The sequence below is a fragment of the Clostridium tetanomorphum genome (assembly GCF_017873215.1).
Taxonomy (GTDB): Bacteria; Bacillota; Clostridia; order Clostridiales; family Clostridiaceae; genus Clostridium_AO; species Clostridium_AO tetanomorphum.
Genome location: NZ_JAGGKA010000007.1, coordinates 85,244 through 105,412, shown reverse-complemented (window position 1 = coordinate 105,412; position 20,169 = coordinate 85,244). Strand labels below are relative to the sequence as shown.

Below are 20,169 nucleotides of genomic sequence, written 5' to 3'. Positions count from 1 at the left end.
CTCCAAATTCCATTAAAACTAACTTACTTTTTCATCTTCCTCTCTAACATTTTTTTGTATTTGCCAAATTCTTTTGTAAAGACCTTCTTCTTTTATTAATTTTTCATGAACACCTATTTGTGCAATTTCTCCTTTATTCATAACAATTATTTTATCTGCATCTTTAATTGTAGCTATTCTATGAGAAATTATTATTGTTGTTACTCCTTTACTTCTATTTTTTAAAGCCTTTCTGATTTTTTTATCTGTTTTTGTATCTACAGCACTTAAAGAATCATCAAATATAAGTATAGGAGAGTTACTTATTAAAGTTCTAGCAATAGCTACCCTTTGTCTTTGCCCACCTGAAAGAGTAACCCCATTTTCTCCAACTAATGTATCATACCCTTTTTCAAATTCTAATATAACTTTGTGTATTGCAGCCTCTGAAGCAGCTTTTATTATTTTATCTTCATTAGCTTCTTTATTAGCTATTTTTATATTTTCTTTTATGGTTCTAGAAAATAAAAAAGGTTCCTGTAGAACTAAGCCTATATTTTTTCTTATCCATTTTTTATTTATATCTCTAAGTTCTATTCCATCTATCTTAATAGAACCTTGTTGATAATCATAAAGCCTAGTTAAAAGATATGTCAAAGAGGACTTACCAGAGCCCGTTGACCCTATAATAGCTATCTTCTCTCCTTTTTTAATGTTAAAAGATATACCTTTAAGAATAGGATTATTCTTTTCATAATAAAAATATACTTCTTTAAATTCTATATTTCCACTAATTTGTGGCATCTTTTCATTACATAGCTCAGTTTCTGTTTTTTCATCTAATATCTCACCAATTCGATTGATAGATACCACCATTTTTCCCATATCAGAAAGAATTCTACCTAATTGCCTTACTGGCCATAACAGCATACCTTCATAATTCATAAATACAACTAAAGTTCCTAAGGTAATATTTCTTTTTACAGTAAAATAAATTCCAAATATTAAAACTGCACCAATCTGAATCATACATAAAAAATCTGATATACTCCAATAATTAGATAAAAGCACATACAATTTGTATGCCAATTTTGTATAATTTTCATTTTCCTTATCATATTTTTCAATCTCATATTTTTCTCTTCCAAATGCTCTAACTACTCTTACTCCCGAAATATTCTCTTGCAGTACTGTAGTCATTTTTGCTTCTGCTTCATCAACCTGCTTAAATAAATTCTTTATTTTTGAGAAAAAAATAAAAGAAAACGTAAATATAAATGGAACTGTTCCAATTGCAACTACGGTCATCTTCTTATCTAAAGCAATCATAGCACTAATAGAAAAAATCAATATAAAAATTGCTCTACCCATTTCAACAAATTGTGTTGATAAAAATTTTCTTATTGTATCTATATCAGACGTACATCTTTGGATTAATTCTCCTTTTTCATTCTTAATATGATATTCATAGGGTAAATGTTGTATGTGATTGTACAATCTTTCTCTTATATTCTTAGCTATATTCTCTGATGCTTTTGCAGATAATGCTCCTTTCAAAAATAAAAATATCCCTCTTATTGAAGCTAATGTTATTAAAGCTATAGAGCATATCCAAAGATTTTGAACTAGTACAGACCTTCCGCCTATTCTATTAATAAGCTTTTCTACAAATAAAGACGTTTCTATGGGTTTATCTCCAATTACTGAGTCTATTGTTGTCTTTATTACTAACGGCTCTATAATTCCTATAAATGTGGCTATTGCTATACAAAATATTGCTCCTAAATATAACAACTTGTTTCCATTTAAGAATTCTAATAATCGCTTTTTAGCTTTCATATATTATCACCTTCTTTTCTTTTACTATCTTTCTAAATTTTCTTACTCAAGTATATCTAGTTATACCTTTGTAATTAATTTTTCTTAAATAGCATGTCATAATAACGCCTCCCCTTTAATTTTATTAAGTATCTTTAGACTGACATGAATTTTTCAACTTTACTTAAACTCAGCCTTAAAAGTATATCCTGTGTTAACAGGATATACTATAAAAAACTCTAGAAAAATTCCTAGAGTTTTTGTTATAAAACATATAATAAAAAACTTGTAATAAAATTTTCAAAAGCCACAGGATAATACACCTGTGGCTTCTAATAATAATATTTTTATCTTACCAGTCTAGGTCGCATTATTTTATAAAATTTTATATTAATTTTGCAATTCACTTTATCTAAAAATAACATTTACACGACCTCCCTACATAATATGTTTGTTTTATAATTATAAGCTAAATTTAGCATATATTCAAGTATTTTTCAAAAATAAAAAATCTTTATTTTTATATGAAATCTTTATAGCAAATACCTAAAGTAATTCATAGCATAATTATGTATCATTAATAATTTAGGAGGATATTATGTGTATACTACCAATAATATTTTTTGCTATCTCTGCAAGTAGTGATAGCTTTATAGTGGGTATAAGTTATGGCATAAATAAAATTAGAATAGATTTTATAAACAATTTATTTATAGCTACAATTTCTGGACTAGGAACCTTTTTATCTATGGCCTTTGGTAAATTATTATTAAATATAATTCCAGTAGAAAAAGCTAACTTAATTGGAAGCATAGTGTTAATTTTATTTGGTTTATATATGCTTATTTCATCTTCTAAAAATAAACATAATAAAGATGAAGCTTCTACAAAAAATATTCAACAAGATAAAAATTATTATTATAATGTTTTAAATAATCCAGAAATAATAGATATTGATGGCTCAAAAAATATAGAATTAAAAGAATCACTGTCACTAGGAATTGTACTAAGTATTAATAACATTGGTTTAGGAATTGCTGCTAGTGTAATAGGTCTAAATGTATATATAACTTCTATTTCTTCTCTCTTATTTGGTATGATTTTCATACAATTAGGTCATTTCGTAGGAGAAAAATTTTTATCTAAAAGAATGTCAAAGTATTCAGAAGTAATCTCATATTTTATAATTATACTACTTGGATTATATGGAATATTTATATGAACAAGCAAGCTCCTAGTCATTAACCTAGGAGCTTATTTTATACTATCTTTTATTTAGCAGTCCTATACTTTCATCTTCCTGCCACTTTTCTACTTGCTTTACTGCTTCATCAGGAGCTATTCCTGAACCTACTAAAACTCCTGACAGTATAAATTTGGAAAATAAGTATTCAGAGTTCATGCCCATACTTTCCTCTTGAAGCGCTCTATTTACTAAAGGATTAATACTATTTAGCCATTTATTTGGATTATTTAAATTATCCTTTCTTATAAATTCCTCTTCTTCTCCTCTTTTTTTATCTTTACATCCATATTTACATAAATTCATAGTAAGAATATAATTGTATTTTATAGAATGTTTTATTTCGTCAGTTAGAATTTCAAATACAATATCTCTGTGACATCTACTTGGTAATCCTGATCTTATTATTCTATATTTTTCCATAGCAGCTAATTCACCAAATAAAGCTTTTTTAATTCCTTCTATATAGTTCTTAGGTTTTTTAAAATCTTTATTATCTTTGCTGTCTATACATTCACCAGTATAGCATCTATAAATTTCTTTAAAACACTTTCTATGATTTCTTTCATCATTTCTTATTGACGTTATAATTTCTTTTTCTTCTTTAGTTGGAGCAGCACAAATTAAGTAGTCATATAATAACTCATCATTTCTTTCATCTTGTACTGCCTCTTTAATTAAACAAAGAGATTTATTTAATGCTTCTTGAGTAAAATCCATGCCATAGTTAGAACAACCCATATATGGGTTCATATATGGTATATTACATTCCATCATATATCCTCCAATATCTAAGTGCTTATATACATTTTTATTATATGATAAAAAAATATAATTGTTCCAATTTTTGTATTATACTTTTTATAATATATTTTACATTAATTTTATAACAAATTTCTTCTTGCAGCATATTTATATTAATATAATATTTATTTTTGGAGGAAAGTATTTTGTATTGTTATACTCTTGTCAATAACCTAAACTGTGTGTTCAATGAATTGATTCTATGGACAGATATTTCTAGTGAACATCCAATCTTTATTAAAACAGTTGCAGATTTAACTAAAAAAAATTTACCTAAAGACATTGAAAATAAACTTATGGATACAAGTAAAAATTTTCGTAATTTAAACAAAAAAGCAATGGATCTTAGAAGGAAAACTATGTATTATCAAATGCCTTTTCCACACACAATTATGTGTATAAATAAATTAATAAATGAGTTTTTTATACTTGATACTAATTTTGTTAAACTATTAAATACGGTAGATGAATATGGTAAAGAAGATAAGGTGTGGCAAACTCTACTACATCATATTGAACATGAACAAAAATTTATGTATGAACTTTTCCAAAACATAGATAGACAAATATAGATATAAAAGCAGCTAATTTAGCTGCTTTTACTCTTATTCTTTTATTTTTATGTCCGCTTCATGAATATTAGGATCAAAGGGTGGAGCAGCCTCTAGCAATTTTAATTCATTAAATTTCATATTTATCTCTCCTACTATTGCTTCTCTAAAATGATCTAAGTCCTCTTGTTTTAACTCAGGCACTTTTTCTTTTAATAATTGATCAAATATAACTTTTTTTTCTATTCCTGCACCAGGAATATTTTTATATTGTTGCTCTACTGCGTAAAAAATACTTTTAGAAATATTATAAATAATATTATACTCCTCAGCTCCAATTTGTTTTATTATAGCTTCTTTCTTCTTAGCAAGATAAGAAACTAAAATTGTAATAGCATAAGTAACAACTACTCCTAATATACTTAAAATTGCTTGCACAACTATTCTCATAACCTCACTTTGCAAAGTTCCCACAATATCACCCCTATAAAATAATTTTTGTTCCTTTAGTTCTAGTATTTACAAATATCCTGTTTCCATATTTTTCACTATCTTGTATAGATAAATAGTTATAACGATCTAAGTGTATATCTATTCTCCCACTTTCTTTTATCACTTCTATATATCCTAATCCCCCTGGGATATCATATATATTTCTTTTAGTAGGTATACTATAGTCTATATTTGGTATATTACTATTTATGCTATTATTTATATACATTGTATCTTCAGATATCTGCTTACCTGTTATTCCTTTTATAATCGCATTTGAAAGTTTTATTGAATTATACAATTCACAATCACTTTTATTATCACAAAAGAATGGCTCTATTAATATAGCCGGCATAGTAGTATATTTAAGTATATAAAGATTTTCTCTTTTAATGCTTCCTCTATTAATAAATCCTAAACTACTTATTTCATTACATATCTTATCTGCATAATTCTTGCCTTTGAGTGATATATACTCTACCTCGCACCCTCTAGCTTTATCCCACTTAAAAGAATTCACATGAAGTGAAACAAATAAATCTGCTTTAAAATTATTTGCCATATTCACTCTATATGCTAAAGATTGGGCTAAAGTTAGATTTTGTTTAGATGGTGTAACATTTATCACTGTATGTCCTAAGATTTTTAATTTGTCAATTACTAAAGTTCCATATTCTCTTATAATTTTTTCTTCATTTAAGTATCCCTGAGCTCCTCTGTCTCCTGTGGTACCATGTCCAAAATCTACTGAAATTCTCACAAAATCACCTCTAAATTATTAAACATAATATATAATATGCATAATTATTAAATCTTCTATAATAAATAGACCTAATTATAGCTAACAATATAGATACATTTATCATAAATTAAATGTATAAAGAAATTGATAGGAAGGTAATCAATGTTTAGAAATACTTACTCAAGAATTGAAGCTGTTAGATATGCTGAAAAATACGCTCTTTCACCTAATCCTAGTTATAGATATTTTCCTCTTATAGGAGATAGTAGTGGTGATTGCGCAAACTTTTTATCTCAATGCTTAAGAGCCGGGGGAGCTAAAATGAATTTTGGTAACAATAGTCCTTGGTGGTACAATAATAAAGGTACCTTAAATGTTTCAGATGATAGTTGGTCAGTATCTTGGACTGTAGCCCACTCTCTTTATTGGAGATTAAAAATTAATGAAAAAAATAATTTTCTAGGACCTAAAGGTCTTGAAGTAAATGATAAAAATATATTGCAAATAGGAGATTTAATGTTTTTTGAAGATGATAAAGGTAAAATTTTTCACTCTGCAATTATTACAAATATTGCTAATGGTTATCCCTTTATTTCTCAGCATTCCTTTGAAGCATTAAACATACCTTATGAAAATACTTGGTATGCATCCAAAATTCATTTTTTGAAAATAAGGATTTAAAGCATCATAGAGGTGTATAAGTTGAAAAAAATAATTTGTTGTTTTAAAGAACAACTAAATTCCACAAATTTGGCTATCAAAACATTAGCTTTAATGGGATGTCTTTGCTTAATTAATACAATTGTTTCTGTTTTTATTAACTATCGGGATTTAACTGTATCAGATCTAGCTATTCGTTCAACTATGTCAAACATTTTTGGCTTTTTATTAGGACATCAAACTATAGAAAATCCTAATATAAGCAATATAAAACTTCAAACTTATTTAGCTGCATTAATAGGAATGCTTTGTTTATTAGTTGTTTTATCTTCTCATTGGCTTATATGGATCTCTCAAGATAATCCTGCATTAGTTGAAATCAGAAATTTATTATTTGCATCTATAGGATTTCTTTTAAGTAAGGCTAAAAATGATGAAAAAATTTCTATTTGATATTACAGGCCAGGCAATTATTTTTTTAGTTGCCTGACTATATTATCTTAGTTGTGATATAATTGAAATGAAAATTTAGCACAGGAGAGATACTATGAAATTTATTGACTTATCCCATGCTATAGAAGATAATATGATAGCATTTTGCAAAAATGAAATTCCTTATGTATATAAATTATCTACTATAGAAGAACAAGGTTATGAAGTAAAAAAACTTATTCTTACAACTCATACTTCTACTCATGTTGATGCTCCTACACATATTTTAAAACAAGGTATAACCATAGATGAAATATCTCTGGAAAACTTTTATGGAATTGCATTAACAATAGATTGTACTAAAGCAAGTAATTGCATTCCTATAGATATTTTAAATAACTATGACTTGACTGATATAGATTTTCTATTGCTTTATACTGGACATGATAAATTTTGGAATAAACCTTCTTTCTTAAAAAACTACAAATATCCTTCTTATAAACTATGCAAATATTTATGTGAAACTAATATTAAAGGAATAGGGGTAGATGCTATATCTATAGATAATGAATATGATGCTCGTCTACCTAATCATCATATTCTTTTGAAGAAAAATAAATTAATTATAGAAAACTTAAATAATTTATCCTCTGTCGTAAATAAAAAGATTAAACTATCTATTTTCCCCTTAAAAATTTCCTTAGGTGATGCTTCTCCTGTAAGAGCTGTGGGAAAAATATTTTAAAAGTACGAAGGTGATTCAATGGTAAATATTACTTTATTAGGTTGTGGTGGTAGCTTGCCTACACCAAATAGATTTTTAACTTCTTTATTAATTAATTATAAAAGCTATAAAATATTAGTTGATTGTGGAGAAGGCACTCAAGTTTCTATGAAAATAAATAACACTGGATTTAAAGATATATCACTTATTTGTTTTACTCATTTTCATGCAGATCATGCTGTAGGACTTCCTGGCCTTTTACTTACTATTGCTAATAGTGGCAGAAAATATCCTTTAACAATAATAGGTCCTATGGGTTGTAAAAATACTATAGCTGGATTGAGAGTCCTATGTCCTGAACTTCCTTATGAAATAAATATTATAGAAACCTCTAATTCTTCTGAAAATATATTTTCTATAGAAGATATTTTCGTTAGTAGTTTAAATTTAGATCACACTATACCTTGTAATGGATATAATTTTATTATTAAAAGAAAGGCAAAATTTGATGTACAAAAAGCTGTAAATAATAAAATACCTAAATTCTTATGGAGTCAGTTACAAAAACATGATTCAGTAGAATTTGAAGGAAAGACTTATTATTCTAATATGGTTCTTGGAGAAGATAGGCCTGGTTTAAAAATTACATATTTAACAGATACAAGACCTATCCAATCGATAATTCCATTTGCTTCTAATAGCGACTTATTTATATGTGAAGGGATGTATGGTGAAGACACTTGTTTAGATAAAGCTTTAGTAAATAAACATATGTTATTTTCAGAAGCAGCTACTTTAGCATTAAAATCATCAGTAAAAGAGCTTTGGTTAACACATTTTAGTCCTAGTCTAGACACTCCTGAAAAACATATTGAAAAAGCTAAAAATATCTTTCTTAATACAGAAATAGGAAAAGATGGTATGACAAAAATTCTAAAGTTTTCATTATAAAACTTCATTTTCATGATTAAGGCTATTTTTTATCTAAAAAATAGCCTTAATCATAATTAAAAATCCAAATATAATAATTGGAATACCTATAATCGCTCCTACTAAAGTAACAGTAAAAATCATACCTAATATCATTATGACTAATCCAATAACTGATCCTATTAATTTTCCTGTAATACCTATAATAAAAGTAACTAAATCAATAATAATTCTAAAAGGCCATAAAATTAATTTTAACATTACAACAAACTCCTTACTATCCATCTTACATTAGTATTATTTTCTTATTATATTATGTTACATTATAATTTTAGTTGATTTTATTTAATCTATCAACTAAGAATTAGTGTGATTAAAATCACCGACAAATAATTTATTTTATGATAAAATTGTTATGTATCTTTTTAGAAAAGGAGAAACACAATGAAAAAAATAGGTATTATTAATTGTCTGGAAGTTTCTAAAAGATGTTCTGGTTCTGGGTGCTTTAAAGCTTTTAATAATAGGTCTGGTTCATTTGAGAAATATATAAATGAAGAATCTGAATTAGTAAGTTTTATACAATGCGATGGTTGTAGTAATACCGCCGTTAATGATTTGATATTAAAAGCAAAACAGCTAAAGGAGCTTGGAATAAAAAGAATACATTTATCTTCTTGTATAAGATCTAAATGTCCTTGGTACAATGAATTTATAAAAGGACTTTCAAAGGATTTCCAAGTAGAAGGTTATACCCATGAAAAAAGAAAAAGGCTAGCCATTTAGGTTAACCTTTTACTTAATTTTATAAATTTCTTTCATAAGCTTCTACCATTCTTTTTACCATTTCTCCACCAACAGAACCATTCTGTCTCGAGGTTAAGTTACCCTTGTCAGTATTCTGATAGTTGGATAAGCCAAGTCCATTAGCAACCTCCATTTTAAATGTATTTAATCCTTGTTTTGCCTCTGGTACTATAAGTTTATTTGAACTATTATAATTTGGCATAATCTTTTCCTCCTCATTTAATTTATTTATTAATTTGTTTTGTATTATAAGTTTTACCTTAATTTAATTTTATATGTTATGAAACTATATACAACTATAGAAATCTATTTACAAATTTATATTATATAAGAATAGATAAAGAAAATACCATCAGAACTTTTCTGATGGTATATATATTGTTAAAGAAGTATACTAGTAAAAAAGGTTGCAGTACTAGGCAGACTAAAGAAAAATACTTTCATTGCTCTATTGATTCTAAGTGCTCTTTCGTTTTTTCCTTCATAAATTGTATTTCTATAGAAATTATCCTTTATAACCCCATAAATCACACCACTTATGAATAAACTTCCAAAGGCGAGTAACCCTGTAGCTAAAAGAAAAAAATTAAACTCTTTTATTAAAAAAGAAATGGCTAAAATTAAAAACTCTACAGTTATTCCCCAAAAAAAGCTTTTCATTAAATCCTCCCCTTAAATATTATTTTCTCACTTTTCAGAATAATATCTTCTTTATTATATAATAATATATACATAGTTTAATAATCAAGTCTTTTATCATTACTTCTATTAATACATTGTATTCTAAAAGTTCATATAAATTTCATAATAAATACAAACTTTTTCTAAAAATATTAAATTATAAAAGTTGTTTTACTGCCTTCTTTTGCTGGAGTTATTTCAAGTCGTACATCTATTCTCTCTTTTAATTCTGGTACGTGGGAAATTATTCCTACAAGTCTTCCTCCTTTTTGTAAATTAATCAAACATTCAATTGCGTTATCTAAAGACTCTGGATCTAAAGTCCCAAAACCTTCATCTATAAATATGGTATCCAGACTTATTCCCCCAGCATAGCATTGAACCACATCAGCTAATCCTAAGGCTAAAGCTAAAGAAGCCTTAAAACTTTCTCCTCCTGATAAAGTTTTAACATGACGAGCTTTTCCTGTATAATTATCAAACACCTCCAGTTCTAACCCTTCTTGTTTTCTTCCTTTCCCTTTCTCTTCTTTTCTTTTAAGTACAAATCTATCCCCTGTCATTTTAGTTAATCTTAAATTGGCAGCATTAATTATTTCATTAAAATAAGCAGCTAATACATATCTTTCAAAAGTTATTCTTTCCCTATTATCTCCATTAGCAACCCTTGCCAGTTCACCTATAACACTATATTTCTCTTCATCTTCCATTATATTTTTATTTATTTTTTCTATTTCTTTAATAGCTTTATCATTATTATTTATTTTCCAAAATACATGTAATTCTTTTTCACTTAATTGCTGCTTTTTTAAAACTATTTCTTCTAAAGTTTTTTTCAAATCTTCTAAACATACTTCCTTTAATCCTTCAGTATCCTTTAATATTCTTTCTAATCTATCTTTTAATGAATGTACTTTTTCACTATATTGTAATATTTCATGTTGTAAACTTTTAATTTCATCTTCCCCAATTTTTAATTCATTATATTCATGATAATCTTTAAATCCACATTGTTTAATCTTAGAATTCAATTTTTCATTCAACAATTCTACTTCCTTGAATTCCTCTTGTAAATTTTTAAGCTTAGCTTCTTTATCTGCCTTTACCGAAGCATATTCTATATTAGCCTTACTATAATTATCTTGAGCGAGTTTATAATTTTTTTCTAAATCCTTTAATTCATTTTCTAATTCTTTTATTCTTAATGAAATCTTATTAGCACAGCGTATTTCTTCTGGAATCTCTTTTTCAATACCTCTAAGAACTTCTTCTTCACTTTCTACTTTTCCATAAAGTTCTGTATAGTTCTTTTCCTCATTTTGCAATGATTCTTCTTTATTTTTTATATTTTCATCCAATTTTTTTAAATTTTCTTCTATAACAAATTTATTTTCTACAATTTTTATTAATTCACTTTGCTTTTCTTTTAGTTCCTTTATTTCTATACTTATATTCTTTCCCTTTACTGTTATGTATTGAAGCATATCTGTTATTTTAATAGACATTAAATCTTCTCCTAAAACAGTACTTAACTTTTCCCTCATATTTAATAATATTTCTTCATTATTCTTAATCATTCCATTTAAATCTGAAAGATATGTAATCTTTTTATCTCTTTCTTCTTTCAATATATTAATCTTGTTTTTCACATCATTAATTTCTTTCTCTGCAGGAACTTCTCCTATCAAAGTAGCAAGTTTAGGGTGATGTGTGGCCCCACATACAGGACACTGTATTCCTTCTTTTAAATTTTTAGCCAAAAGTCCGGCTTGTCCTCTTCTAAAATTATCTTCCATTATTTCATATTTACTTCTTATGCTTATATATTCCTTATTAAATTCTTCAAAATTTTTGCTTTCTTTAGTATGTTTACTAACTTTTTTCATATATTCTTCAGTATTTCTATAAAAATTTCTCATTTCATTAATAATAAATTCTTTTTCATATATAACTCTATCAATCTTTTCTTTTGATATTTCCGCTCTCTGCACATCCAATAATTTTTTACTATTCTCTTCAAATTTCTTTTTCTCATCTTTTATAAATAATTTTAATTCTTTTATAAAGTCTTTTTTATCCTGTAACTTTTTTCTAAGACTAAGTATAGCTAATCCCTTTTGTTCATATTCTTTAGCTTTTTTCTCTTGATTTTTTAAATTTACTATAGCATCCCATATTATTTTCCTTTCAATTTCTTTATCTTCTTCTTTCTGTAAAATTTCTTTATATGTTAATAGATTTTTTTCTGATTTTTTTAACTTATCTTCTATTTCCTCGTATTGTAATTTTTTAATTTTTAAATTACTTTTTCTATGTTTATAAGTATCTTCTATAATCTTTACTTGTAAGGCATCTCTACCTCTTTCTAATTTCACCTTTTTATTTTTAAATTCCTCTTCTTTTAATATATAAGAATTATATTCTTTTTGAACTTCTTCCTTTTCTTTAATATTTCTATTTATTTCTTCTCCCTTCATTATATCCTTTTGAAATCTTTCAATGTCCATATCAAGTTGTTCAATTTCTTTCTTAATATTCTTTCTTTCTTGTAAGTGCATTTTAAGTAAATCTTTTGTTCTAGTTAATATTTCAGTTATATTTAAATAATTTTCATTTATAAGCTTCAATAAAATTTCATCATCACTAGGATCAATATGTTTTATATGAGTATCTCTTTCAGTTTTAGTGACGCTAATTTTCTTATAAAGATTTTTTTTCTTTTCATCAAGTTTTCTCTGAATAGCCTCAAAGCTTTCTGTTCCAAAAATTTTTCTAAATATAATTTCTCTTTCAGAACTTTCCGATTCAAGAAGCTTTCTAAATTCTCCTTGAGGAATCATTACTATCTGTTTAAATTGATTTTTGTTTATTCCTATAATTTCACTTATTTTTTCGTCTACAGCATTAACCCTTGTTAGTATATCTCCACTAGGCAAAACCAATTCAACTTCTGCATTTTTAAGTACATATCCTTCTCCTCTAACCTTTTTTCTTTCCTGTTGAGGAAATCTACATATTGTATATATTTTTCCTCTAAGTTCAAAGTCTAACTTTACATATGTAAGAATATCTGGTGAAGCAAAATCACTTCGTAAACAGTCTTTATCTCTACTACTTCCAGATGCTTCTCCATAAAGAGCATAGCTTATAGCATCAAAAATAGTAGTTTTTCCAGCTCCTGTAGGTCCTGTAATTAGAAATATATTTTTATGTTTCAATTTAGTAAAATCAACTATTTCTTCTCCCGCATAAGGTCCAAAAGCGCTCATAGTTAACTTTATTGGTTTCATATTATTTTTCCTCCCTATTTACCTCTTCAACAACTTTTTCAATTATATCAATTTTTTCTTTTGTTATTTCTATTCCTTCTATGTCTTCATAAAATTCTTGGAAAAGTTTCACTTTAGATTTATTCTCATATCTTAAAGATGCTGAAGTTTTGCTTTTTTCTCTTTCATCCATATTAATCCTACTTAACCCCATAATATTAGAATATACAGTTCTTAATTTTGATATAGGATCCATTAATTCCCCTTCATCTGTGAGTACAGCAAATACAAAATCTTCTGTATTAGTTTTTTTATAAACTTCTGGATTTACAAGTTCATTTATTGGCCCTTTTATAATTCTCATGTCTCTTTTTGGTATTAGCTCTTTAAACTCTATGGTAACTTCTCCATTTTTTTTTATATTAACAATATTAACACCTTTTTTATGATTTGCTTCTGAAAAAGAATACTTTAGCAATGAACCTGAATATCGTATAGTATCCTTTCCAACTTTTTGTGGTCGATGCAAATGACCTAAAGCAGTATAATTAAAAGCTTCAAAATATTTTCCATCTATTAAGTCTGTTCCTCCAATACTTAATGGTCTTTCAGAATCAGAAGTTTCAAGCCCTGCTCTCTTATAATTTTCTTCTTCTGTTATTTCTTTATCTATATCCTTCATAAAAGTTACATATCCGTGAGCTACTATAACATTTTTTTCATTTTCATTAAAACCATTTTTTATTTTTTCTATTATTTTTTTCATAGCTGTATCATGATTATTTATTTCTTTATCCTCAAACTTATTTCTTACTTCTCTAGGATCAGCATATGGAATAAGATAAAAATTAACTGGCTCACTTTCATCATAAAGAACTACCTTTCTAATATCTGAATCTAATATCCCTGCTATATATAGTCCATTTTTTATTAAGATTTCGCTACCAAAAGACAGCCTTTCACCACTATCATGATTTCCTGCTATAGTTAATATAGGTATTTTAAGCTGAAGTAATATTTTATTAAATACTTTATTTAGTAAATTAATAGCTTCTACAGTAGGAATGCTTCTATCATACAAATCTCCTGCTATAACTAATGCATCTGGCTCTTCTTCTTCTATAATATTAATTAACTTTTTTAATATATACTCTTGTTCCTCTATCATACTAAACTCATTTACAATTTTCCCTATATGCCAATCTCCTGTATGTACTATTTTCATAAAAAAGTTTTCCCCCTTAAAATGAAATTCTCTTTTCTCTCTTCAGTAACAGTTATTATATAAATATATAGTAATTATATCAAATTTAATAAAATTTAAAAAATAATTATTTACCAAATTATACCACCAGTTGTAAAATATTTATCTATATTTTTTTATATAATGGATAAACTATTTCATGTATTCAATTATATAGTTTGAAAGGAGAATACTCATGGAAAATAATAATTTAGAAGAAGCTAAAAGATTAAATGCTCAATCAAGAGCTAATAAAAATATGGCTGGAAATACTAATGCTTTAAATAATAGTGCTAATGATGCAAGTCTACAAGAGGCAAGAAATTTAAATGCTCAGTCAAGAACTAATAGTGGAATGAATAATTTTCAGAACAGTGCAATGAGTAGCAGTACTAATGCTGCTAGTTTAGAAGAAACTAAACGACTAAATGCTGAATCAAGAGCTAAAAAAGGTATGAATAGTTAATCTTATACTAAAATAAAATAATCTGTGTAAACTCTATAAGAATACTTTAATTATGCTTATCAATTGGAGAATACACAGATTATGTTTTTTAAAAAATATCATTTAAAGACTTATATTGCACTTTATCAATTTGTAAATCATTTAATCCACTATTTATATGATTTGTAATTAAAGATTGAAGATTGCTACAATCTTTATTTTTAATAAAATATATCATCTTCTTATGTTCTTCAATACTAGGAAATTGCAAATCAGTATTGTAAAAAGTATCATACAATATTAAATAAATATTTATTTGATTAATTATACTTTCTATAAACTTAATTAGGTATTTATTACCACTTTTTAATGCTAACATTGTATGAAACTTTTTATTTACAGAAAAATATTCAATAATATCTTTTTTAGTTAATGCCTCTAATTCTTTTTTTACAAGGTTTTCTAAAATATTTATATCATCTTCTACTATTTTATCTATACCAAATTTAATAGCAATACATTCTAATTCTTCTCTCATTTTATAAGCCTGAATAATTTCCTCTAGTGATGGCTGTATAATAAAAGCGCCTCTGTTTGGAATGATAGTTACAAATCCTTCTAATGCAAGCCGTTTAATAGCATTCCTTATAGGTGTTCTGCTAACCTCCATTCTATCAGCTATAGTACTCTCTATAAGTTGAGTTCCTGGAGCTAAACTTCTATTTAATATAGCATTTTTTAAAGTTTCATAAACTACTTCCTCCATAGATCTCTTAATTTTATCTCCCACTAAAAAATCACTCCTTAGTTAAAAGTACTTCTTATAGTATAAAATTATCCTATGTGTAAAAATCCCTCCCCAAAAGTTTCATGTATATGATTTACTGTAATAAAAGCATTAGAATCTATACTTTTTATATATTTTTTTAACCTATTAAATTCTTTTCTCCCTACAATAGTTCTAATAACTTCTTTTTCTTCATTTGTAAAGGCACCTTTAGCAGTATAAATAGTAGCTCCCCTGCCTAATTCACTTACAATAAAATCTTTTATTTCTTCACTCATATTACTAACAATAACCACTTCTTTATTAATAGTCAAATTCTGTATAACTTTATCAATAACTATTCCATTTGCTAAAACTCCTAATACTCCATACATGCCACTTTCAATTCCAAATATGAATCCTGAAGATATTGCGATAAATATATCACACATTAAAACTCCTGTTCCAAGATTAATATTAAAATATTTATTTAAAATCTTAGCAATAATATCTGTTCCTCCTGTACATGCATTTTGTTGAAATACAATAGCCATTCCTACAGCTCCCATACAAGTAGAAAATATAAGTTGTGCCAAAATATCATGTGAGAATGGCTCTTTAATAGGATGTACTTTCTGTAATAAAAAAACCATCCCAGAAAGCGTAAAACTTGAATATATAGTTTTTGCTCCAAACTCAGTCCCAATAAATATAAATCCAATAATAAATAATATTAGATCTGTAGACATCATTATAGCTCCAACAGGTATTTGAGGAATAAAATAGTTAATTACAATAGCAAGTCCACTTATGCCTCCTGGTGCTAGATGATTAGGTGCTAATATAAGATATATGGAAAGTGCAACTAAAATTAATCCAAAATTAATTAAAATATATTCTTTTATTTTTTTCATAATTATTCCCCTTTACTTCATTATAGTCCTTCAATATTGTAGTACAATTTTGTCCTACATATTTAATTTTACCTATTTAACCTCATATTGTAAAGACAAATAATGTAATTTTATATTAAATATAATAAAAGATAGGTTTAATTATAACCTATCTTTTCCTCATAAATCATATTACTTTTTTAGGTGCTAAAATCATAACCATATTATTTCCTTCTAATCTTGCTGATTTTTCTACTGCTGCCATATCTCCTACTTTAGAAAGAAATACTTCAAAGATCTTAGTTCCCACGTTAGTATAATTATTTTGTCTTCCTCTAAATCTTATAGATACTTTAACTTTGTTTTCATTAGCCAAAAATTTCTTAGCATGATTAGCTTTAACTTCTATATCATGTTCCTCAATAGTAGCACTCAGCCTTATTTCTTTTACATCAACAACTTTTTGCTTTTTCTTATTTTCCTTTTGCTTTTTTGTTTTTTCATAGAGGAACTTATTATAATCCATAATTTTACATACAGGTGGCTTAGCTCCTGGGGAAATCATCACTAAATCTAAATCCCTTTCTATAGCCATATTTAAAGCATCTTTAGTACTTATTACTTGAGACTGTCCTTCTCCAACTAATCTAATTTCTTTTTCTCTAATACCTTCATTTAGCATATAATCGTTATTAATAATACAACACCTCCAAAATTTTGAATTTATAATATTAGTATACCTTATTAATTAACAAATTGCATCATTTATATTCTGTTGTAAAAAAAAATGTCAAAAATTTAGGTATTATAAACAATATTTTTCATAGATATGCTCATAATTTCTAAATATCAATATAATAAATTTTATTTTCACACCATTGAAGATATCTTTCAAAGTCTTCATATGATATTGTAATTGTTGCTGTATTCACATTAGGATGAAAACTAATATTTTTTAATTTTTTTATATCCTTATCCAATATAACTTCTACTTCTTTTTTAATATCATTTATTAGCCCAAATGGAGTAAAGGATCCTGGGTTAACTCCTAAATAACTATATAATCTTTCTTCTGACGCAAAGCTTAAACTTGCAGTTCCTATGTTTTTAGACAGTGCTTTTAAATCAACTTTCTTCCATTCGTCTACAATAACAAGATAATGCTTGTTTCCCTTTCTATTACGCAAAAATAAATTTTTACAATGCTGTCCTTCAATATTAATTTCTAATTTATTTGCTTCTTCAATGGTAAAAATTTGATTATGTTCATATTTCTTAAAAGGAATTTTTAATTCTTTTAATACCGCATATACTTTTTGTTCATTTTCTAACAACATATTTTTCACCTTTCATCCATAAGATTTTTTATCCCATTTCTATTAATTGCAATTTTTCCTTTCTCTTCATTTGTTTTATATTATATTCTCTTCTCTGTGCCAAAATTTTATTTTCAAATTTCTCATAATATATCAATTTTACAGGTAATCTACACCTTGTATACTTTGCACCCTTTCCTTTAGAATGAGTCTCTATTCTTTTTTTTAAATTATTGGTCCATCCAGTATATAAAGTCTTATCTGAACATTCTAAAATATAAACATAACACATACAAGCTAACCTCTTTTAATATATATATATATGTACTTTCCATATTTATTCCTCTATTTTATATTATAATAATGCCATATTTTCTTTAAAATATCAAAAAATTTAATAATATTAATATTTAAAAATTTGAAGATACATAAAAAATTTTCTTTATGTATCTTCATCATATAATTATATTATTAAAATAATTTTACCATTTAAGTTGTTGAAAAACATCTTCTTTACTTTCTGTTACATTTAAAAATATAGCTACATTTCCAGCTAAAGCTTTTTCCATATAATCTGTACGTACCTTATCATAAGGTGTATGAGCATATTGTTCTTGCATAGGAGAATATCCTATAGTTGGTTTTCTATCTATACCTGCTGTCTTGCTTGAATCAGTTCCAAAATCCCAATATCCATATTTAACTGTTTGTCCTAAACTCTCTAGTCCTTTTGCCGCAGCCTTCACAAATGGATGATCCTGTCCTATTTTCCATGGATTCATATCCTTTGCCGCTCTATATTCTAGTCCTCTATATGACTTTTCTAAAGCTGTTTTAACTTTTACATCTGCTTTAAATTCTGGATCATCTTTTTTTATTTCATATATTATATTTTTAATCTCTTCTAGAGCTGTTTCAGCCGTTTCTCCTGGTATAGTACGTCTATCAATAGAAAGCATACATTTATCTGGAACTATAGATAAAGCTCCTGGAGAACATTCTATTATATTTAACGAGATGGAAGCTTTACCTAATTCATCATCCTTAGGTAAAGAAGGATATAATTCATCTTTTATTTTGCTTATTAAAGGGATAGCTTTATATATAGAATTAATTCCAAGCCAAGGAGCACTGCCATGTGAGGTTCTTCCATATACTGTAGATAACAATTCTACTCTACCTCTATGTCCACAGTATAATTTAAGTGAGGTCGCTTCACAGGATACCATGGCATCATATGAAAGTCCTCTCTTTGACAAAGTTTTATCTACTAAATGTATCATTCCAACCATTTCTGCTGGTTCTTCTTGTACCACTCCTGTAAACATATAATTGCCTTTAAATTTATATCCAAGTTTTTTTAGTTTTACCAGTATGCCACCTGAATATATTTGAACAGCCTCTCCTGCCTTAACATCAGATGCGCCTCTTCCATGAATGCATTCTACTATTTCTTTTGCAGTTTTTTCTTGATTATCAACTTCACATACATCAATTTCTCCACCATAAGGATTATATCCTTCCCAATTATTTATATCTCCTGGACTTACATGATCCATATGTGCATTATACATAATCGTAGGTCCTTCTTCTGTTCCTCTGACTATTCCAACTACATTTCCCATATCATCTCTAAAATAATCGTTATATCCAAGTTTTTTCATCTCTTCTAATAATAAATCTGATAATTCTTTTTCATTACCACTTATACTTGGAGTCTTTATTAATTTTTGTGCAAACTTTATAACATCAGGTTTAAATTCTTCACTTAGCTCTTTAATTTTTTCTATAATGTCCATCATTTAACATCTTCCTTTCTTTATTAAAAAGTTTATGTTTTAAAATATTAAGCTGTTGTTAGTCTAGAATTCTACTATTATTTATATTTCCGCTTTTTATATTTATTACATTATAGAGAAAATTAATATCACTCCATTTTAAATTTATAAATAAAGCTAAGAATCATTTGACTGTTGTATAACCATATTTTCTTTTCTTTCAATTCTTATCTCCTTTCAATTTGTGATTTATATTTAACCATTCCTAAAGTACAATGAACATTAATACCTATATGATTTTTTAATTACCTTTTTTATTATAAGATTATAAATATTAATACAGTCCACATAGATGAAGATACTACTACCCATTGAAAAATATCTGAAATGGCTTTCATTACTTCCCATTCAGCGTCAGATATTTTTGGATATTTATTCATTTTTCACCCGCCTCTACAGTTGTAGAACGTAATTGTAAATAGTTACCTGGAAATTATTTATCCTATAGCTGCCATTCTCAACTCCACATATTATTTATAAAGTAGATAAGAAATGTTACACTTCTAAAGCAATACTAGAGATAATATAATTAATAA

24 protein-coding genes are annotated in these 20,169 nt (G+C 26.6%); 8 read left to right on the top strand and 16 right to left on the bottom strand.

Annotated features, from left to right (window positions below):
* Positions 1-18: 18 nt before the first annotated feature.
* On the bottom strand, positions 19-1,818 hold the full coding sequence (locus tag J2Z24_RS08775) for an ABC transporter ATP-binding protein (RefSeq protein ID WP_035148004.1): 1,800 nt from the start codon (positions 1,816-1,818) through the stop codon (positions 19-21).
* A 577-nt stretch (positions 1,819-2,395) separates the two neighbouring features.
* On the opposite strand from J2Z24_RS08775, the gene ytaF reads away from it, so the two are divergent.
* The gene (gene ytaF, locus J2Z24_RS08770) at positions 2,396-3,019 is read left to right on the top strand and encodes a sporulation membrane protein YtaF (protein WP_035148005.1); all 624 of its coding nucleotides are present in this window, start codon (positions 2,396-2,398) and stop codon (positions 3,017-3,019) included.
* Between the two features lie 42 nt (positions 3,020-3,061).
* On the opposite strand, the gene J2Z24_RS08765 is transcribed toward ytaF, so the two are convergent.
* On the bottom strand, positions 3,062-3,814 hold the full coding sequence (locus J2Z24_RS08765) for a ferritin-like domain-containing protein (protein WP_241392963.1): 753 nt from the start codon (positions 3,812-3,814) through the stop codon (positions 3,062-3,064).
* A 176-nt stretch (positions 3,815-3,990) separates the two neighbouring features.
* On the opposite strand from J2Z24_RS08765, the gene J2Z24_RS08760 reads away from it, so the two are divergent.
* A complete protein-coding gene (locus tag J2Z24_RS08760; protein WP_035148006.1) occupies positions 3,991-4,416 on the top strand; it encodes a DUF2935 domain-containing protein in 426 nt (141 codons plus the stop codon).
* 33 nt (positions 4,417-4,449) lie between these two features.
* On the opposite strand, the gene J2Z24_RS08755 is transcribed toward J2Z24_RS08760, so the two are convergent.
* Both J2Z24_RS08755 and J2Z24_RS08750 read right to left on the bottom strand, forming a co-directional pair.
* Positions 4,450-4,869 carry a hypothetical protein gene (locus tag J2Z24_RS08755; RefSeq protein ID WP_242990645.1) on the bottom strand — a complete coding sequence of 140 codons (420 nt, stop codon included), beginning with the start codon at positions 4,867-4,869 and terminating at the stop codon, positions 4,450-4,452.
* 10 nt (positions 4,870-4,879) lie between these two features.
* Positions 4,880-5,647, bottom strand: a complete 768-nt coding sequence (locus J2Z24_RS08750; protein WP_051593261.1) for an N-acetylmuramoyl-L-alanine amidase — start codon at positions 5,645-5,647, stop codon at positions 4,880-4,882.
* 144 nt (positions 5,648-5,791) lie between these two features.
* Between J2Z24_RS08750 and J2Z24_RS08745 the strand changes: the two genes are divergently transcribed.
* The 4 genes from J2Z24_RS08745 (at position 5,792) to J2Z24_RS08730 (ending at position 8,396) form a co-directional block, all read left to right on the top strand.
* Complete coding sequence (locus tag J2Z24_RS08745) at positions 5,792-6,310, top strand: amidase domain-containing protein (protein ID WP_035148007.1); 519 nt, start codon at positions 5,792-5,794, stop codon at positions 6,308-6,310.
* Between the two features lie 21 nt (positions 6,311-6,331).
* The gene (locus J2Z24_RS08740; protein ID WP_035148012.1) at positions 6,332-6,742 is read left to right on the top strand and encodes a hypothetical protein; all 411 of its coding nucleotides are present in this window, start codon (positions 6,332-6,334) and stop codon (positions 6,740-6,742) included.
* 94 nt (positions 6,743-6,836) lie between these two features.
* Positions 6,837-7,466, top strand: a complete 630-nt coding sequence (locus J2Z24_RS08735) for a cyclase family protein (protein ID WP_035148014.1) — start codon at positions 6,837-6,839, stop codon at positions 7,464-7,466.
* Between the two features lie 18 nt (positions 7,467-7,484).
* On the top strand, positions 7,485-8,396 hold the full coding sequence (locus J2Z24_RS08730) for a ribonuclease Z (protein WP_035148016.1): 912 nt from the start codon (positions 7,485-7,487) through the stop codon (positions 8,394-8,396).
* Positions 8,397-8,429: 33 nt separating this feature from the next.
* Here the strand turns inward: J2Z24_RS08730 and J2Z24_RS08725 are convergent, their stop codons facing one another.
* A complete protein-coding gene (locus tag J2Z24_RS08725; RefSeq protein ID WP_035148018.1) occupies positions 8,430-8,636 on the bottom strand; it encodes a hypothetical protein in 207 nt (68 codons plus the stop codon).
* Positions 8,637-8,819: 183 nt separating this feature from the next.
* Between J2Z24_RS08725 and J2Z24_RS08720 the strand changes: the two genes are divergently transcribed.
* Entirely contained in the window at positions 8,820-9,161 is a 342-nt protein-coding gene (locus tag J2Z24_RS08720; protein WP_035148022.1) for a CGGC domain-containing protein, read from the top strand.
* A gap of 19 nt (positions 9,162-9,180) precedes the next feature.
* Here J2Z24_RS08720 and J2Z24_RS08715 read toward each other — a convergent pair whose 3' ends face one another.
* The 4 genes from J2Z24_RS08715 to J2Z24_RS08700 form a co-directional block, all read right to left on the bottom strand.
* Positions 9,181-9,384: an alpha/beta-type small acid-soluble spore protein gene (locus tag J2Z24_RS08715; protein ID WP_035148023.1), complete on the bottom strand. Its 204-nt coding sequence runs from the start codon at positions 9,382-9,384 to the stop codon at positions 9,181-9,183.
* A gap of 179 nt (positions 9,385-9,563) precedes the next feature.
* On the bottom strand, positions 9,564-9,842 hold the full coding sequence (locus J2Z24_RS08710; RefSeq protein ID WP_035148024.1) for a hypothetical protein: 279 nt from the start codon (positions 9,840-9,842) through the stop codon (positions 9,564-9,566).
* 173 nt (positions 9,843-10,015) lie between these two features.
* A complete protein-coding gene (locus J2Z24_RS08705; RefSeq protein WP_035148025.1) occupies positions 10,016-13,153 on the bottom strand; it encodes an AAA family ATPase in 3,138 nt (1,045 codons plus the stop codon).
* Position 13,154: 1 nt separating this feature from the next.
* Positions 13,155-14,357: an exonuclease SbcCD subunit D gene (locus tag J2Z24_RS08700; RefSeq protein ID WP_035148026.1), complete on the bottom strand. Its 1,203-nt coding sequence runs from the start codon at positions 14,355-14,357 to the stop codon at positions 13,155-13,157.
* Positions 14,358-14,571: 214 nt separating this feature from the next.
* Here J2Z24_RS08700 and J2Z24_RS08695 point away from each other — a divergent pair, with 214 nt between their 5' ends.
* Positions 14,572-14,841 (top strand): hypothetical protein, encoded by a 270-nt coding sequence (locus J2Z24_RS08695; protein ID WP_035148029.1) that lies wholly within the window; start codon positions 14,572-14,574, stop codon positions 14,839-14,841.
* Positions 14,842-14,929: 88 nt separating this feature from the next.
* On the opposite strand, the gene J2Z24_RS08690 is transcribed toward J2Z24_RS08695, so the two are convergent.
* The 7 genes from J2Z24_RS08690 to J2Z24_RS21630 all read right to left on the bottom strand — a co-directional run bounded on the left by J2Z24_RS08690 (position 14,930) and on the right by J2Z24_RS21630 (position 20,013).
* The gene (locus J2Z24_RS08690) at positions 14,930-15,610 is read right to left on the bottom strand and encodes a GntR family transcriptional regulator (RefSeq protein ID WP_111947516.1); all 681 of its coding nucleotides are present in this window, start codon (positions 15,608-15,610) and stop codon (positions 14,930-14,932) included.
* A 44-nt stretch (positions 15,611-15,654) separates the two neighbouring features.
* Positions 15,655-16,500 (bottom strand): YitT family protein, encoded by an 846-nt coding sequence (locus J2Z24_RS08685; protein WP_035148034.1) that lies wholly within the window; start codon positions 16,498-16,500, stop codon positions 15,655-15,657.
* A gap of 166 nt (positions 16,501-16,666) precedes the next feature.
* On the bottom strand, positions 16,667-17,161 hold the full coding sequence (infC, locus tag J2Z24_RS08680) for a translation initiation factor IF-3 (RefSeq protein ID WP_035148036.1): 495 nt from the start codon (positions 17,159-17,161) through the stop codon (positions 16,667-16,669).
* Positions 17,162-17,321: 160 nt separating this feature from the next.
* Positions 17,322-17,813: a prolyl-tRNA synthetase associated domain-containing protein gene (locus tag J2Z24_RS08675; protein ID WP_173680652.1), complete on the bottom strand. Its 492-nt coding sequence runs from the start codon at positions 17,811-17,813 to the stop codon at positions 17,322-17,324.
* Positions 17,814-17,844: 31 nt separating this feature from the next.
* Positions 17,845-18,087, bottom strand: a complete 243-nt coding sequence (locus J2Z24_RS08670; protein ID WP_035148039.1) for a GIY-YIG nuclease family protein — start codon at positions 18,085-18,087, stop codon at positions 17,845-17,847.
* Between the two features lie 190 nt (positions 18,088-18,277).
* Positions 18,278-19,597 carry a M20/M25/M40 family metallo-hydrolase gene (locus J2Z24_RS08665; RefSeq protein ID WP_035148041.1) on the bottom strand — a complete coding sequence of 440 codons (1,320 nt, stop codon included), beginning with the start codon at positions 19,595-19,597 and terminating at the stop codon, positions 18,278-18,280.
* A 293-nt stretch (positions 19,598-19,890) separates the two neighbouring features.
* Positions 19,891-20,013, bottom strand: a complete 123-nt coding sequence (locus J2Z24_RS21630; protein ID WP_276512151.1) for a hypothetical protein — start codon at positions 20,011-20,013, stop codon at positions 19,891-19,893.
* Positions 20,014-20,169 lie beyond the last annotated feature (156 nt).